General features: G+C 64.5%; 13 protein-coding genes. 11 read left to right on the forward strand and 2 right to left on the reverse strand.

Annotation, left to right across the window (positions count from 1 at the left end; all coding sequences use genetic code 11):
- The first annotated feature begins 274 nt into the window (after window positions 1-274).
- The 10 genes from U5768_RS22090 to U5768_RS22135 all read left to right on the forward strand — a co-directional run bounded on the left by U5768_RS22090 (window position 275) and on the right by U5768_RS22135 (window position 11,177).
- Complete coding sequence (locus U5768_RS22090) at window positions 275-1,288, forward strand: alpha/beta hydrolase (RefSeq protein WP_322032521.1); 1,014 nt, start codon at window positions 275-277, stop codon at window positions 1,286-1,288.
- Window positions 1,289-1,542: 254 nt separating this feature from the next.
- Window positions 1,543-3,903 carry a bifunctional salicylyl-CoA 5-hydroxylase/oxidoreductase gene (locus tag U5768_RS22095; RefSeq protein WP_322032522.1) on the forward strand — a complete coding sequence of 787 codons (2,361 nt, stop codon included), beginning with the start codon at window positions 1,543-1,545 and terminating at the stop codon, window positions 3,901-3,903.
- 2 nt (window positions 3,904-3,905) lie between these two features.
- A complete protein-coding gene (locus U5768_RS22100) occupies window positions 3,906-4,685 on the forward strand; it encodes an SDR family NAD(P)-dependent oxidoreductase (protein ID WP_322032523.1) in 780 nt (259 codons plus the stop codon).
- On the forward strand, window positions 4,682-5,245 hold the full coding sequence (locus tag U5768_RS22105) for a MarR family transcriptional regulator (RefSeq protein ID WP_322032524.1): 564 nt from the start codon (window positions 4,682-4,684) through the stop codon (window positions 5,243-5,245). Before U5768_RS22100 ends, U5768_RS22105 begins: the two co-directional genes overlap by 4 nt.
- A 33-nt stretch (window positions 5,246-5,278) precedes the next feature.
- Entirely contained in the window at window positions 5,279-6,133 is an 855-nt protein-coding gene (locus U5768_RS22110) for an enoyl-CoA hydratase family protein (protein ID WP_322032525.1), read from the forward strand.
- Between the two features lies 1 nt (window position 6,134).
- Window positions 6,135-7,322: an acyl-CoA dehydrogenase family protein gene (locus U5768_RS22115; protein ID WP_322032526.1), complete on the forward strand. Its 1,188-nt coding sequence runs from the start codon at window positions 6,135-6,137 to the stop codon at window positions 7,320-7,322.
- Window positions 7,323-7,353: 31 nt separating this feature from the next.
- On the forward strand, window positions 7,354-7,770 hold the full coding sequence (locus U5768_RS22120; protein WP_322032527.1) for a RidA family protein: 417 nt from the start codon (window positions 7,354-7,356) through the stop codon (window positions 7,768-7,770).
- A gap of 50 nt (window positions 7,771-7,820) precedes the next feature.
- On the forward strand, window positions 7,821-9,458 hold the full coding sequence (locus U5768_RS22125) for an AMP-binding protein (RefSeq protein WP_322032528.1): 1,638 nt from the start codon (window positions 7,821-7,823) through the stop codon (window positions 9,456-9,458).
- Window positions 9,459-9,669: 211 nt separating this feature from the next.
- Complete coding sequence (locus tag U5768_RS22130; protein ID WP_322032529.1) at window positions 9,670-9,945, forward strand: helix-turn-helix domain-containing protein; 276 nt, start codon at window positions 9,670-9,672, stop codon at window positions 9,943-9,945.
- On the forward strand, window positions 9,942-11,177 hold the full coding sequence (locus tag U5768_RS22135) for a type II toxin-antitoxin system HipA family toxin (protein WP_322032530.1): 1,236 nt from the start codon (window positions 9,942-9,944) through the stop codon (window positions 11,175-11,177). The genes U5768_RS22130 and U5768_RS22135 overlap by 4 nt, the downstream gene beginning before the upstream one ends.
- Window positions 11,178-11,216: 39 nt before the next feature.
- Here the strand turns inward: U5768_RS22135 and U5768_RS22140 are convergent, their stop codons facing one another.
- Both U5768_RS22140 and ydiK read right to left on the reverse strand, forming a co-directional pair.
- Window positions 11,217-13,898: an ATP-dependent Clp protease ATP-binding subunit gene (locus U5768_RS22140; RefSeq protein WP_322032531.1), complete on the reverse strand. Its 2,682-nt coding sequence runs from the start codon at window positions 13,896-13,898 to the stop codon at window positions 11,217-11,219.
- 198 nt (window positions 13,899-14,096) lie between these two features.
- Window positions 14,097-15,194, reverse strand: a complete 1,098-nt coding sequence (gene ydiK / locus U5768_RS22145; RefSeq protein WP_322032532.1) for an AI-2E family transporter YdiK — start codon at window positions 15,192-15,194, stop codon at window positions 14,097-14,099.
- 159 nt (window positions 15,195-15,353) lie between these two features.
- On the opposite strand from ydiK, the gene surE reads away from it, so the two are divergent.
- Window positions 15,354-16,142, forward strand: coding sequence for a 5'/3'-nucleotidase SurE (surE, locus tag U5768_RS22150; RefSeq protein WP_322032533.1), 789 nt, complete (start codon window positions 15,354-15,356; stop codon window positions 16,140-16,142).
- The last annotated feature ends 6 nt before the right edge of the window (window positions 16,143-16,148 follow it).

Here is a 16,148-nt window from a genome sequence, read left to right on the forward strand (position 1 = left end):
AGTGTCAAAGCGCCCATTTTATTGCGGCTCACAGCGAGAATTGGCCGAAAGAGCGACGGCGAGCCCGGCGCCAAAACCATCTGGCGCGGCTTTGACCAAGTTCTCACTGCCGCCGACACGTTACGTGCGCTTCGCGAATGGCTCAACTGACTTATGTCTAACGCTATGGTTTATCGCGGTTCTCAAGCGTGAATTTGGCCGCAATATCTCGTGTACACTCCAACAACTCAAATTGAACTAATCACGGTTCAGCAGCTTGAGGAGACGCATGCCGATGGGTTATGCAATCGCCGCATTTCTGTCGCATTATCTGATTTTCCCGCTCATTGTCCTCGCCTGCATCCTGTTCGGTGGCCCAAGGAAGTCCCGCGTCATGGCTAGCATGATCGAGAAATGCCAGACACAAGATTATTCAGATTTGCCCGAGATTCAGTCATTTCACGCGCGCGACCAGTCGGCCCTGGCCTACCGCGCCTATGCGGCGAGCGGCGGCAGCGCTCAACCCCATGCCTCCATTGTTCTCGTTCATGGCTCGTCGGCAGACAGCCGCAGTCTGCATGTGCTGGCCAAAGCCATTGCACGTGCAGACTTTGCCGTTTATGCGCTCGATATGCGCGGCCATGGGCAGTCTGGCCAAAAAGGCCTGATCGATTATGTGGGCCAACTGGAAGATGACATTGAAGATTTCCTGCAGTGCATCTCCGAAGACGGACCGCGCGCGCTGGTAGGGTTTTCGTCCGGTGGCGGCTTTGCACTGAGGATTGCGGGTGGAAAACTGCAGTCGCAATTCGACAACTACTTGCTGCTTTCCCCATTCATCAGCCACGACGCACCTAGTTCCCGCGCAAGCAGCGGCGGCTGGGTCAGGATCGGCCTGCTGAGAATTGTCGGACTCACTATCCTGAACAAGCTGCACATCCGCGCGCTGAACAAATTGCCAGTACTGCGCTTTGCTATCGACGACGCGAACCCAAGCAACCTGACGACCCAGTATTCCTTTAACCTCGCGACCAATTTCCGGGCCTTGTCGAGCTATCGGGAGAACATTCGCCGGCTCAAGCAACCGATGCGCATTCTTGCTGCGCAGAACGATGAGTGTATTGTTCCGCAAGCATACGAAGGCATATTCGGCCAGGCCCCTATCCACGTTCCCGTGACGATCGTCGCCGATGCAAGCCATATCGACATGATCGTCGACAGCGCGCCGCTCAATGCGGTCGTTACCAACCTGCAGGACATGTTCGCAGTGGCTGAAATGGATACGACATCTCGTCTTGTCAATAGCTAGATCTGCCGTTTCTCAGCACAACCGTTCGCGACGCATTTGTCTTCGCTACCAAGATCTCTGCGACCAGCAAAGCGCGCCCCGGGCTTGACCATGACGAGGTCATCTGTCCGCTTCTTCTAATCCTGCGCTTGCTGACACTTCTTGTTTCCAGGCCCAGCGTAATCCCGCCCTCGTCCGCAAAACACCGGCAAATTACTTGACATCTAAAGTAATTAGACCTACATTGCCCTTGCAGACCGAACGAAGGAGCGAGCATGCGCATTGTTTGTATTGGCGGTGGCCCGGCCGGCCTCTATTTCGGCCTCTTGATGAAACGCCGTCACCCCGACTACGAGATCACCGTGATCGAACGGAACCGCCCGTACGACACGTTCGGCTGGGGCGTGGTGTTCTCCGACCAGACGCTGGGCAACCTGCGCGCGGCCGACCCCGAAAGCGCCGACGAAATTCTCGACGCCTTCAATCATTGGGACGACATCGAGATTCACTTTCGCGGCAGCGCGGTCCGCTCTTCCGGCCACGGCTTCTGCGGTATTGGCCGCAAACGCCTGCTCAACATCTTGCAGGCGCGTTGCGAAGCGCTCGGCGTAAAGCTCGTATTCGAGTCGCAGATCACCGACGACGACGTCGCCAACGCCGACCTCATCATCGCCAGCGACGGCCTGAACAGCGCAACGCGCCAAAAATACGCGGCCACGTATCAGCCTGATATCGATTTGCGCGATTGCCGCTTCGTGTGGCTCGGCACATCGAAACTTTTCGACGCCTTCACGTTCGCCTTCGAAGAAACCGAATGGGGCTGGTTCCAGGCGCACGCTTACCGTTTCGACGACAACACGTCGACGTTCATCGTCGAAACGCCCGATCACGTGTGGCGCGCGGCGGGCCTCGACACCATGAGCAAGGAAGAGAGCATCGCATTCTGCGAGAAGCTGTTCGCGCGCTATCTCGACGGCCACGCGCTGCGCTCGAACGCATCGCATCTGCGTGGCTCGTCGCAATGGATCCAGTTTCCGCGCGTGGTCAATCGCGAATGGGTGCACTGGAAAACCGCGGCCGGCGGCAAGGAAATACCCGTCGTGCTGATGGGCGACGCGGCCCACACCGCGCACTTCTCGATCGGGTCGGGCACGAAGCTGGCCCTAGAAGACGCGATCGAACTCGCCAACAGCATGGAAGCGCATCCGGCCGATCTGCGCGCGGCGCTCACGCACTATACGAACGTGCGCAGCGTGGATGTCCTGCGTATCCAGAACGCCGCGCGCAATTCCACCGAGTGGTTCGAGCACGTGGACCGTTACGCGAAGTTCGATCCGGAGCAGTTCGCTTATTCGCTGCTTACGCGCTCGCAACGCATCTCGCACGAAAATCTGCGCGAGCGCGATGCGCGGTATCTGTCCGGCTTCGAGGCGTGGCTCGCGCAGCGCGCGGGCGGCGAAGCGCGTGCCGTGCCGCCCATGTTCACGCCTTATACGGTGCGTGGCGTAACGTTAAAGAATCGCGTGGTCGTCTCGCCCATGGCGCAGTATTCCGCGCATGACGGCGTTGCCGGCGACTATCACCTGATGCATCTGGGCGCGCGCGCCATGGGCGGCGCGGCGCTCGTGATGACCGAGATGACCTGCGTCTCGCCCGAGGCGCGCATTACGCCCGCCTGCCCCGGCATGTATGCGCCCGACCATTTGCAGGCGTGGAAGCGCATCGTGGATTTCGTGCACACGAACTCGGACGCGAAAATCGGTATGCAGATCGGCCATTCCGGCGCCAAGGGCTCTACGCGCGTGGCGTGGGAAGGCATCGACCAGCCGCTCGACAACGGCAACTGGCCGCTCGTTTCCGCCTCGCCGCAGCAGTATCTGCGCGGCGTGAGCCAGTGGTCGCACGAAGCGAGCGCCGAGGAGTTGCGCGAGATAACGGCGCAATTCGTGCAGGCCACGCAAATGGCCGATGAAGCGGGCTTCGACTGGCTCGAACTGCACTGCGCGCACGGCTATCTGCTTTCGAGCTTTCTCTCGCCGCTTACGAATCAGCGCACCGACGAATATGGCGGTTCGCTCGAAAATCGTCTGCGTTATCCGCTCGAAGTTTTCAAGGCGATCCGCGCGGTGTGGCCCGACGACAAGCCGGTTTCGGTGCGCGTTTCGGCGCACGACTGGGTGGAAGGCGGCAACACGCCCGACGACGCCATCGAGATCGCGCGTGCATTCAAGCTGGCGGGCGCGGACATGATCGACGTTTCTTCAGGTCAGGTCAGCAAGGAGGAAAAGCCCGTGTTCGGCCGCATGTTCCAGACGCCCTTCGCCGACCGCATCCGCAATGAAGCGGGCATCGCGACGATTGCCGTAGGTGCGATTTCCGAAGCGGATCACGTGAACGGCATCATCGCGGCCGGGCGCGCAGACTTGTGCGCCGTGGCGCGGCCGCATCTGGCCAACCCGTCGTGGACGCTCACCGAAGCCGCGCGCATCGGTTATCTCGACATCAAGTGGCCGAATCAGTACACAGCGGCCAAAACGCAACTCGAACGCAACCTCGAGCGCGAACGCGCGGCCGCGGCAGCAGCAGCCGGACTTTCGCCGATCGAGCGTGCGCAACGCGCCGAAGGAACCGTGTGAGCATGAACCTGGCAATCCTTAACGATCGACATGCGGTCGTGACCGGCGGCGGCAGCGGCATCGGTGCGGCAACGGCCGCCGCGCTTCTGCATGCGGGCGCCCGGGTCACGCTGATGGGCCGCGACGCCGCGCGGCTCGACGCGCAGCGCACGGCGCTCGGCGGCGGCGAGAACGTGGCTTGCGTGAGCGTGGACATCACCGACGAAGACGCCGTGAACGCGGCGTTCGCGCAGGCGGCCGAAATGCTCGGCGCCGTCGATATCCTCGTGAACAACGCGGGCCAGGCCCAGGCCGCTCCCTTCGCGCAAACCGACCTCGCGCTGTGGAAGCGCATGCTCGACGTGAATCTCACCGGCGCGTTTCTGTGCACGCGCGCGGTGCTGCCCGCCATGCTTGCGCGCAAGGCGGGCCGCATCGTCAATGTGGCGAGCACGGCGGGTCAGGTCGGCTACCCGTATGTGGCCGCCTATTGCGCCTCGAAACACGGCGTGATCGGCATGACGCGCGCGCTCGCGCTCGAAGTGGCCACGCAAGGCGTGACCGTGAACGCCGTGTGCCCCGGCTACACGGAAACGGAACTGCTGCAGGCGTCGCTCGAACAGATCACGCGCAAGACTTCCCGTAGCGAAGCCGAAGCCCGCGGCATCCTCGTGCGCCACAATCCGCAGCAGCGTTTCGTCACGCCGGAAGAAGTCGCCAACGCGGTGCTGTGGCTCTGCGCGAGCGGATCGTCGGCGATCACGGGCCAGTCCATATCCGTTTCCGGTGGAGAAATCACATGACGTCGCCCGCATCCGTTCGCAAGAATGCCGCCGCGAAAGCAGCAACGAAAGCACCGCGCAAGGGCGTTGAAAAGCCGGCAGAGAATGTCGTCGACATGGAGATGAGCACGGGCGCCGACAGCCACATGGGCCTGCGCCTGTGGCTGCGCCTGCTCACCACGACGAACCTCGTGCAGGCCGAACTGCGCCGCCGCCTGCGCGTCGAGTTCGACACCACGCTGCCGCGCTTCGACCTGATGGCGCAGCTCGAACGCCATCCCGAAGGGTTGCGCATGACGGAACTTTCGCGCCGCCTCATGGTGACGGGCGGCAACGTCACGGGCATTACCGATCAGCTCGAAAAAGAAGGCCTCGTCGTGCGCGACGTCGCGCCTGACGACCGCCGCGCCTTCGTCGTGCGCCTCACGCCCGAGGGCCGCGCCCTCTTCGACCGCATGGCGGCCGCGCACGAGCAATGGGTGGTCGAATTGTTCGGCGGCCTCTCGCTCGACGATAAGTCGAAGATGCACGAGCGGCTCGGCAAGCTCAAACAACATCTGCGCAACGGCCTCGAAGGCTGACGCGGCATAGAGCCAACATCCGGGAGACTTATCTTGACGACACGTTCCAGCGCCGCGGCGCTCCTGGCGGGCAACCGCATAACGCTTGCCGGCTATGAGGCGAAACACTTCGGCTGGTCGGTGCAAGGCCGTGTGGCGACCATCACGCTCAATCGCCCCGAGCGCAAAAATCCGCTCACGTTCGAATCATATGCAGAACTACGCGATCTGTTTCGTCAGCTTGCCTATGCAACCGATGTAAAGGCCATCGTGCTGCACGGCGCGGGCGAAAACTTCTGTTCGGGTGGCGACGTGCACGACATCATCGCGCCGCTCATCGATCTGCCGATGCCCGACCTGCTGATGTTCACGCGCATGACCGGCGACCTCGTGAAAGCCATGCGCCACTGCCCGCAGCCGATCATCGCAGCCGTGGACGGCGTGTGCGCCGGTGCGGGCGCCATTCTCGCCATGGCTTCCGACATGCGCTACGCGACGGCGCGCAGCAAGCTCGCGTTTCTCTTCACGCGCGTGGGGCTCGCGGGCTGCGACATGGGCGCGTGCGCGATCCTGCCACGCATCATCGGTCAGGGCCGCGCGGCCGAACTGCTCTATACGGGCCGCTCCGCAAGCGGCGAAGAAGGCCACGCCTGGGGTTTCTACAACCGCATCTGCGAACCGCAAGCGCTCCTCGCCGACGCGCAGAAGCTCGCCGCCGACCTCGCGTCCGGCCCGACCTTCGCGCACGGCATCACCAAGACGATGCTGCATCAGGAATGGACCATGAGCATCGACGAAGCCCTCGAGTCCGAAGCGCAGGCGCAGGCAATCTGCATGGCTACGCGCGATTTTGGCCGCGCCTATGAGGCGTTCGCGGCCAAAACGCGTCCGGTTTTCGAAGGGGACTGAATTGAACGCTGCCGTTGAAACCAATCTGCACGACGCACTTGCGTGGCCGTTCTTCGAAGATCGCCATCGCACGCTGGCCGTGGGAATCGAAACGTGGGCGCGCGAACATCTGGCGCACGTGCCGCACGACGATGTCGATGCGACCTGCCGCGCGCTCGTGCGCAAGCTCGGCGAAGCCGGCTGGCTGCGCTACGGCGTGGGCGGCACCGCTTACGGCGGCCATGGCGATACCATCGATACGCGCGCGGTCTGTCTGCTCCGCGAAACGCTCGCAAAGCACTCGGGCCTCGCCGATTTCGCGCTCGCCATGCAGGGCCTGGGCTCCGGCGCCATCTCGCTGGCAGGCAGCGACGCGCAGAAGTCACGCTATCTGCCGCGTGTGGCGCGCGGAGAAGCGATCGCCGCGTTTGCGCTTTCCGAACCGGAAGCGGGCTCCGACGTCGCCGCAATGGCGCTCGCCGCACGCGCCGAGGGCGACGGCTACGTGCTCGACGGCGAAAAAACGTGGATCTCGAATGGCGGCATCGCCGACTTCTACGTGGTATTCGCCCGCACCGGCGAAGCGCCGGGCGCGCGCGGCATCAGCGCGTTCGTGGTCGATGCCGATACGCCTGGGCTCGAAATCGCCGAACGCATCGATGTGATCGCGCCGCACCCGCTCGCGCGCCTGCGCTTCAGCGGCGCGCGCGTGAAGCGCAGCCAGATGCTCGGCGCGCCCGGCGAAGGCTTCAAGATCGCCATGCGTACGCTCGACATTTTCCGCACGTCGGTTGCCGCGGCATCGCTCGGCTTCGCGCGCCGCGCGATGGCCGAAGGACTCGCTCGCGCGGCTTCGCGCAAGATGTTCGGCCAGACGCTCGGCGATTTTCAGTTGACCCAGGCAAAGCTCGCGCAAATGGCGCTCACCATCGACAGCAGCGCCCTGCTCGTGTATCGCGCGGCGTGGCTGCGCGACCAGGGCGAGAGCGTCACGCGCGAAGCGGCCATGGCGAAATGGCACGCGAGCGAAGGCGCGCAGCAGGTAATCGACGCCGCCGTGCAGCTTTGGGGCGGCATGGGCGTGCAAAGCGGCAATATCGTCGAGTCGCTTTATCGCGAGATTCGCTCGCTGCGCATTTACGAAGGCGCGACGGAGGTGCAACAACTCATCGTCGGGCGCGATCTGCTCAAGGAATACAACGCCGCGTAAGCGAGTGCTTTTCTAAAGAACTGGACGAGACATGAAACAAGCCCTTCTTCCCGCAGGCTGGGTCAAGCCGCGCGGTTATGCCAATGGCGTCGCCGCGGCCGGCACCCAGGTTTATATCGCCGGCCAGATCGGCTGGGACGAAAACGCGCGCTTCACTAGCCGCGAATTCGGTGCGCAAGCCGTTCAGGCGCTGCGCAATATCGTCGCCGTGCTCGCAACGGCGGGCGGCAGGCCCGAGCATCTCGTGCGCATGACGTGGTATGTCACCGATAAGAAGGAGTACCTGGCATCGCTAAAAGAGATCGGCGCTGCGTTTCGCGAGCTGATCGGCGACTACGACATCGCCATGAGCGCGGTGCAGGTGGTGGCGCTCATGGAAGACGACGCAAAGGTGGAAATCGAAGCGACGGCTGTGATTCCGGACGACGCACGGCTCACGCGCCAATAGACCGCCGCCCACGCAACACACGATAGCTCATACAGACAGCCGGAGACGCCATGCAACCCACCGCCCATGTCGATACGTTCGCACGCGATCATCTGCCGCCCGAGTCGCAGTGGCCCGACATGCTGCTCGACAATCCCGACGTCGCCTACCCCGCGCGCATGAATTGCGCGGTCGAGTTGCTGGACCGCGCGATCGAGGCCGGGCATGGCGAGCGCCCGGCCATCTGGTCGGAAATCGACGGCAAGCCGCAAGCCACCACGTATGGCGAGTTGCTCGCGCTCGTCAATCGCAGCGCCCGCGTGCTGGTGGAGGACATGGGGCTGCAGCCGGGAAATCGCGTGCTGTTGCGCGGGCCGAACACGTTACAGATGGCGGTGGCGTTTCTCGCGTCGCTCAAGGCCGGCCTCGTGGTGATTCCCACCATGCCGCTGCTGCGCGCGAAGGAACTCAAGCAGATCGCCGACAAGGCGCAGGTGTGCGCGGCGCTTTGCGACGTGCGGCTTACCGAAGAACTCGCGCGCTGCATGGATCCCGCCGACGAATTCTTTTGCGCAGGCATCAAGCAGGTCTGCTACTTCCACGACGAAACGCCGGGGTCGCTGGAGGCACGCGCGGCCGGCAAGCCCGCCGACTTCACCGCCTGCGACACGGCCAGCGACGACGTCTGCCTGATCGCCTTCACGAGCGGCACAACAGGCATGCCCAAGGGCTGCATGCACTTTCACCGCGACGTGATCGCCATGTGCGACCTGTTCCCGCGCCACATCCTGAAGCCCACGGCCGAAGACGTTTTCTGCGGCACGCCGCCGCTCGCGTTCACGTTCGGCCTGGGCGGCCTGCTGTGTTTTCCGTTGCGCGTCGGCGCCTCGACGGTGCTGATTGAAAAGCTCACGCCGGCGCTGCTGCTCGGCACGATCCAGCGCTTTCACGCGACGATCGTTTTCACGGCGCCCACGTTCTACCGGCAGATGGCGGCACTCGTCGCACAGTACGACCTCGCGAGCCTGCGCAAGACGGTATCGGCCGGCGAGGCTCTGCCCCAGGCCACGCGTGACCTCTGGCGCGACGCGACGGGCATCGAGATGATCGACGGCATTGGCGGCACCGAACTGATTCATATCTTCGTCTCCTCGGCGGGCGCCGATGTGCGCCCGGGCTCGATCGGCCGCGCGGTGCCCGGCTACATCGTGCAGGCGCTGGACAATGACCTGCAGCCGGTGCCGCCCGGCGTGACGGGCAATCTCGCGGTGCGCGGCCCGACCGGCTGCCGCTATCTCGCGGACGAACGCCAGGCGGTCTTCGTGCGCGGCGGGTGGAATTTGCCCGGCGACGCCGTATCCATCGACGCCGACGGCTACGTGTTCTATCAGGCCCGCTCCGACGACATGATCGTTTCGTCGGGCTACAACATCGCGGGGCCCGAGGTCGAGACGGTGCTCATGCAGCACCCCGCCGTTGCCGAGTGCGGCGTAACGGGCGTGCCCGACGAACTGCGCGGGCAGGTGGTGAAGGCGTTCGTCGTGCTGCGCCCCGGCTTCAGCGCGGGCGACGCCCTCGTCGGCGAGTTGCAGAACTTCGTGAAGAACGCCGTGGCGGCGTACAAGTATCCGCGTTTGATCGCGTTTATCGACGCACTCCCGCGCACGGAGACGGGCAAACTCAAGCGGTCCGCGTTGCGCTCGATGTGACGCCTGTGCAATGAAAAATATTACGTAAACCGGTTAATTCTTAATCATCGACGTCCCCGATCATCCCTCGACATGCGCATGATTTTGCGCATGTCGAGGGATGATCGCTAGTTTGCGCAAAATTATGCGCATTCCCCCGTAGAAGCCCGCTGCATTCGATGCGCATAATTATGCGCAAACTCGTCGCCCGCGACCTATAATGCGCAATATGATGCGCAAAAATCCCGCGAACCTCTCGATTTCCAATGTCGAGCGCCTGTCCGAAGACCTGCGAGCGACGCGTCGCGAGCGCAAGCTGACCCAGCAGGCGCTGGCCGAGCACGCGGGTGTCGCGCGCCGCACCGTCACGAACGCGGAACACGCGGGCAATGTAGGAATACGCGAACTCTGCCGTCTCGCGAACGCGCTCGGCTATGAACTCGTGCTTCGCCCCACGGCCGCCGTGGTTCTGGAGGAGCTAAACGACATATTCAGGGACGACGAATGACAGCCAGCGCCTCATTCGACCTCGAGCGGCTCCTGCGCGAAATCCGCACTCTGGAAGTCCATACGCCGCAGGGTCCGAGCGGTTTGCTAGCCCGCGAAAGCCGCTTTGTCTTCAATTACGGCGACGTGCCGGACATGGCCGCCGTATCGCTAACCATGCCGGTGCGGCGACAAAGTTACGCGAGCGGCGACCTGATGGGCATCTTCGCGATGAACCGGCCAGAGGGCTATCTGCGCTTCGTCATCGAGGAGCGGCTCGCGCGTTACGGCGCGCCGAGCGACATGTTTCTGCTCTTTCTCGCGGGCACCAATCAAATCGGCCGGCTCACCTACTCCGTGCCGGGCGAGCGCGTGCCGCAAAGCGAAGGCGAGCGTCTCGACGAACTGCTTTCCTCGCCTTCGGGCCGGCTGTTCGAGCGCCTGATCGACCGTTACGCGCTCGGTTCGGGCATCTCGGGCGTGCAGCCGAAAGCGGTCGTTCCGCTCGCGGCGCAACCCGCCTCGCGCCCCGCCGAGCACACGGCGCTGCCCCTGCACACGGTGATCGTGAAGGCCGAAGGCGACGACTTTCCCGGCCTCGCGCGCAACGAATACTTCTGCATGTCGGTGGCGAAAGAGGCGGCGCTCGAAGTCCCCGACTTCTGGCTTTCCGACGACGGCCAACTCTTCGTGATGTCACGCTTCGACCGCGAGGCAAACGGCGCGCCACTCGGCTTCGAGGACATGAGCGTGCTCACCGGCAAGGCCAAGTACGAAGGCAGCTACGAGATGATCGCCAAGGCCGTAGACATCTATACGCGATCGGACCCGGCGCAAAAACGCCGCCTTTTCGAACGCATCGCCCTCTCGTGTCTGTTGCGCGATGGCGATGCCCACATGAAGAACCTGGGAATCCTCTATATCGATCCGACTGGACCGCGCCGTCTTGCTCCCGTGTTCGACGTGGTCTGCACGGACATCTATCCGGATCTCGACGGGCGCATGGCGCTGAGCCTCAACCGGAGCAAGACGTTCCCGCTGCCGGCGGAACTCCATGCCTTTGCCCGGCGCCTCGATCTGCGGCAGACCGAGAGTGAGGAGATCATGAGCCGCCTGCACGACGCCTATCTCACCGTTGCCGAGCGCCTCGCCGACGACAGCCGCTTCCACGAAGGCGACCTGCTCGCGAAGATCCGGCGCGCCGTCGAACGGCCGGGCGTCAAACCCGTCTCACGCCCCAAAGTGGTTCGCTAGGCGCGCGAGCAGCGGCGTCGACAGCCCCTGCCGCCCGCATCAGCCGTTACCCGCGTCCTGCAACGCGAACGCCATGCGTTTGTCCGCCGCGTCGTAGCGGCACACGACCTTCGCGCCCTCCTTCACACCGCCCTTGAGCATTTCCTTCGCCAGTTCGTTTTCCACCGCCTGCTGCATCTTGCGCTTCAACTCGCGCGCGCCGAATTCCGGCCGATACCCTTCCGTCGAGAGGTAATCGATCACGCTCTCGTCGAACGTCAGGTCGATGTCCTGGCTGCGCGCCATGCGCCGGACCTGGTCGAGTTGCAACCGCACGATCGAGCGCAACTCGTCGCCGCTAAGCGGCTGGAACACGATGATCTCGTCGATGCGATTCAGGAACTCGGGCCGGAAATGCTGGCGCAACTCGCCCATCACGGCGCCCTGCATCGACCCTTCGGCGCTCGACAAAAAGCCCGGTCCCGAGCGCTTCTGCCCCGAGGCGGCGTCGGAGCCGAGATTGCTAGTCGCGATCACGACCGTATTGCTGAAGTCGACCACGCGTCCCTTGCCGTCGGTGAGGCGCCCGTCGTCGAACACCTGCAGCAGCACGTTGTAGACATCGGAGTGCGCCTTTTCGATCTCGTCGAGCAGGATCACGCAATAGGGGCGGCGGCGCACCTTCTCGGTCAACTGGCCGCCTTCGTCATAGCCGACATAGCCCGGCGGCGAGCCGATCAGCCGCGACACCGCATGGCGCTCCATGTACTCGCTCATGTCGATGCGCACGATGGCGTCTTCGTCGCCGAACACCACTTCGGCCAGCGCCTTCGCAAGCTCGGTCTTGCCCACGCCGGTCGGCCCGAGGAACAGAAAAACCGCCGTGGGCCGCCGCCCGCGCCGCAGCCCGGCGCGCGAGCGGCGCACTGCGTCGCTTACCGCGACGATGGCCTGGTCCTGGCCGATCACGCGTTCGTGCAAGCGCTTTTCCATTTCGAGCAAGCGCGTGCGCTCCTCGGCGGTCAGTTGCGTGACCGGCACGCCCGTGAGTTTCGAGACGATCTCCGCCACATCTTCGCTCGTCACGTCGGAAGTCACGGTGCCGAGCTGCCCTTTCCAGTCGCTGGTGGCTTGCCCGAGCGCCTTTTCCTTGCCGGCAATCGGTTCGTCGAGCGTATGGGCGCGCTCGAAATTCTTGCGCGTCGCCGCGTAGTCCTGCTCGCGCCGCAACTGTGCCAGTTCCGCTTCGAGTTCGAGGATGGCCGCGGGCCGCGAGGTGGCCGAAAGATGCACGCGCGCCGCCGCCTGATCGACCAGATCGATGGCCTTGTCGGGCAGGAAGCGCCCCATCACGTAACGGTCCGATAGTTCGGCCGCCGAAACGAGCGCGTCGTCGCGAATGGTGACGTGGTGATGCACTTCGAGCTTGTCGCGCAGCCCGCGCAGGATGTTGATCGTCTGGTCGACGCTCGGCTCGGAAACGAACACGGGCTGAAAGCGCCGTTCGAGCGCCGCGTCCTTCTCGATGTACTTCTGGTACTCCGAGAGCGTCGTCGCGCCAATCAGGTTCAGTTCGCCGCGCGCCATGGCCGGCTTGAATACGTTCGCGATGTCGAGGCCGCCTTCGCCGCCGCCCTGACCCGCGCCCACGATCATGTGCACTTCGTCGATGAAAAGCACGAGGCTCTCGCGCTGCGCCGCGATTTCCTCCATCACGCCCTTCACGCGCTCCTCGAATTCGCCGCGATACTTCGCGCCCGCAATCAGCGCGTTGACGTTGAGTTCGACGAGCCGCCGCCCGCGCAGCGATTCGGGCACGTCGCCGTTGAGCATGCGTTGCGCGAGCCCTTCGGCAATCGCCGTCTTGCCCACGCCCGGTTCGCCGATGAGCACCGGATTGTTCTTGCGCCTTCGCGCGAGCACTTCCACCACGGTCTCGATCTCGCTCGAACGGCCGATCACGGGGTCGAGCTTGCCCTCGCTCGCAAGCGCCGTGAGATCGCGGCTGTACTGATCGAGTTGCGGCGTGGCGCTCTGGCCTTTCGCGGCGGGACGCTCGCGCTTGTCGCCCTGAGCTTCCACGAGTCCCTGCAACACCTTCTGGGGCGTGACGCCGTAGCGGCCCAGCAGATGGCCCGCAAAACTTTCCGGCACCTGCGTGAGGCCGAAGAGCAGATGCTCGGGCGCGACGTAGCTGTGGCCCAGTTCGCGCGAGACGAGGAATGCGCGGTCGAGCGCGCCCTTCAGCCGTGGCGACACGCCGATACGGCCGTCCTCGGGACCCCGCGCGCCCTCGCGCTTCTGCGCGTTGGCGTCGATGAAGGCGCGCACGTCGTCGGGCTGAACGCCCAGACGCTTGAGGATCGCCGCGCCGGCGTCGTTGCCCGCGAGTTCGTAAAGCAGATGCTCCGTGTCGACCTCGCTGCGCCCGAACTGCACCGCGCGCTCCGCCGCGCGCTGGAGCAATTCACGCGCAACGTCGCTGAAATAACGCTCGACAATGGCGCCGTCGCCCGCTTCCACCGCCTGCGGCGCGGGCTCGCCCGTGGGGGCGCCGGCGTTGTCCGCCTGCTGCGAGGCGCGAAACAGCGCCTCCAGCGGGCTCAAGGTGCGTTGATGCCGCGTAAGTTGCGCATAGTGATAGTCGCAGACATCGAGAAAGCGCCGCCTGCCGTCCTGCAATACGGCGACCCGCACCGTCGCGGGGCGCACGCCGCAGATATCGCAGTTGAACTGAGCCATTTCGTCTCCTTGAAAGCCGTGCGCGGCGCGCGCGAGTGCGCCGCCCGCCGCCAGGAATGGCACGAGGCACGCGCAAGCGAGCGCTGCTTGAATGCTCTAACGAATGCCGAAGCGAAGTTCAGACGTCATCGTAACGTCGAATCGAACTGCGCGTCGTCAAGGAGACGTTTGCTAATCGGGCATGTCGGCTGCACGGACTCAAACGTCCCGGCCGGCCGCCGCATTCGCTTCATCGCGGGCTTGCGGCGCCGGGTCGCGTATCCACGCCGTGAGCAACGTGGACGACACCGCAAGGATCACCGGTCCGATGAAGAGCCCGACGATCCCGAAGGCGAACAAGCCGCCGAGCACGCCGGAGAGAATCAGCAGCATCGACAGATTGACGCCGCGCCGGATCAGCACCGGACGCACGAGGTTGTCGAGCATGGCGACCATCACGGACCATACCGCGAGCAGGATGGCCGCGATATGCGCGTCGTGCATGAACAACCAGATCACGCCGCCGAGCAGCGGCAAGGTAGGACCGATCTGCGCGAGACACAGCATGAGCATCACGGCCGTGAGCACGCCCGCGCCAGGCACGCCGGCCACCCACAGGCCAATGCCGCCGAGCGCGGACTGCAGGATCGCCGTGACGACGATGCCGAGCGCCACCGCGCGAATCGAAGCGCCCGCGAGCTTGACGGCCTGCTCGCCGTAAGCAGGCGCCACGCGAACGGCAAAGCGCGTGACGTAGTCGGCGGCATGCTCGCCCTTGCTGTAGAGAATGCCCGTGATGATGACCGTAATGAACATGTGCATGACGAACACGCCAACCGAGGCGGCATGGCCGATCAACCAGTGCGCCGCGATCGACACGTACGGTTCGAGCTGCGCGAGCAGGCCGCCCGGCCCGGCATCGGAAAACTCCTGCCACTTGCCGGCAATGCGGGAGCCGACCACGGGAATGTCGCCGACCCACTGCGGCGGCGCCGTCAACGCGTAGTCGGGCAGCTTGCGGATCAGCTCCATGATTTCGCCGCCATGCAACGCGAGCGTCGAGATGGCTTCATAGAGCGGCAGCACGATCACGACCAGCAGGATCAGCAGCATCACGAGCGTGGCGAGCCAGCGGCGGTTGCCGCAGCGCCGCTCGATGGCTTTCATGGCGGGCCACGTGGCGACGACGATCGTCGTCGCCCAGATCAGTCCCGGGAGGAACGGGCGCATGACGTAGAGGCTGCCGACCGTCAGCGCGCAGAGTATGGCGACAACAAACAGAATGCGGGCTATGTCCGGCGTGGCTTGCGGCTTCACGTACTTCTCCTCACAGAGGGGCGCGCCTCATTGGCGCCGACGCGCTAGTCTATATCGGATACGTTACGAATCCGTTTTAAAAGTACCGCAGCGCCGCCGCCCGGAACGGCCTCTGGAATAATGACCTTTCCCCGATCTTGCAACGAACACGAGCCAGCCATGACCGTAACCGATACGAAACTGCCCTGCGTGCTCCTCACCAACGACGACGGCATCGACGCGCCCGGCCTCGCCGTGCTCGAAGCCGTGGCCGCCGAACTCGCGCACGAAGTGTGGGTCGTCGCGCCCGAACACGACCAGAGCGGCACCTCGCACTCGATCAGCCTGCATACGCCGCTGCGCGTCTCCCGGCGCGGCGAGCGGCGCTTCGGCGTGCTCGGCACGCCGGGCGATTGCGTGGTGATGGCCGTGCGCCAGCTCATGGGCGACGTGCGCCCTTCACTCGTGCTCTCGGGCATCAACCGCGGCGGCAACCTCGGCGTGGAGACGATGTTCTCCGGCACCGTTGGCGCGGCCATGACGGGTCTTTTGCTCGGCCTGCCGTCCATCGCGTTGAGCCAGACCTTCCGGGACCGCGAGCGCGTGCGCTGGGACACCGCCCGCGCGCTCGCGCCGGACGTGATTCGCCGCCTCGCCGCCGTAGCGCACGATGCACCCGTCTGTCTGAATGTGAATTTCCCCGACATCGACGCGAGTGCGGCCGGCCCGCTCACGGTCACGCGCCAGGGCGTCGGGCTCGTGCAGGGCATCGACGTCGTGCCGCAGATCGATCCGCGCGGCATGGACTATCACTGGCTGCGCTTCAATCGCGGTCCGCGCGAGAATGGGCCCGACAGCGAAACGGCCGTGGTGAATTCCGGCCGCGTGTCGGTCACGCCGCTGCATTTCGAGCGCACCGACGAAAAAACCTTCGTGACGTTGCAGGCGGCGCTCGGCGCTGCCGCCTGAACACGA

It is taken from the genome of Paraburkholderia sp. J76 (assembly GCF_905220295.1).
Classification (GTDB): Bacteria; Pseudomonadota; Gammaproteobacteria; order Burkholderiales; family Burkholderiaceae; genus Paraburkholderia.

Bases quoted from the DNA above. Each gene is read 5' to 3' on its own strand.
- U5768_RS22090 (WP_322032521.1), top strand. From the start codon at position 275: ATGGGTTATGCAATCGCCGCATTTCTGTCGCATTATCTGATTTTCCCG.
- U5768_RS22095 (WP_322032522.1), top strand. From the start codon at position 1,543: ATGCGCATTGTTTGTATTGGCGGTGGCCCGGCCGGCCTCTATTTCGGC.
- U5768_RS22100 (WP_322032523.1), top strand. From the start codon at position 3,906: ATGAACCTGGCAATCCTTAACGATCGACATGCGGTCGTGACCGGCGGC.
- U5768_RS22105 (WP_322032524.1), top strand. From the start codon at position 4,682: ATGACGTCGCCCGCATCCGTTCGCAAGAATGCCGCCGCGAAAGCAGCA.
- U5768_RS22120 (WP_322032527.1), top strand. From the start codon at position 7,354: ATGAAACAAGCCCTTCTTCCCGCAGGCTGGGTCAAGCCGCGCGGTTAT.
- U5768_RS22125 (WP_322032528.1), top strand. From the start codon at position 7,821: ATGCAACCCACCGCCCATGTCGATACGTTCGCACGCGATCATCTGCCG.
- U5768_RS22130 (WP_322032529.1), top strand. From the start codon at position 9,670: ATGCGCAAAAATCCCGCGAACCTCTCGATTTCCAATGTCGAGCGCCTG.
- U5768_RS22135 (WP_322032530.1), top strand. From the start codon at position 9,942: ATGACAGCCAGCGCCTCATTCGACCTCGAGCGGCTCCTGCGCGAAATC.
- U5768_RS22140 (WP_322032531.1), bottom strand. From the start codon at position 13,898: ATGGCTCAGTTCAACTGCGATATCTGCGGCGTGCGCCCCGCGACGGTG.
- surE (WP_322032533.1), top strand. From the start codon at position 15,354: ATGACCGTAACCGATACGAAACTGCCCTGCGTGCTCCTCACCAACGAC.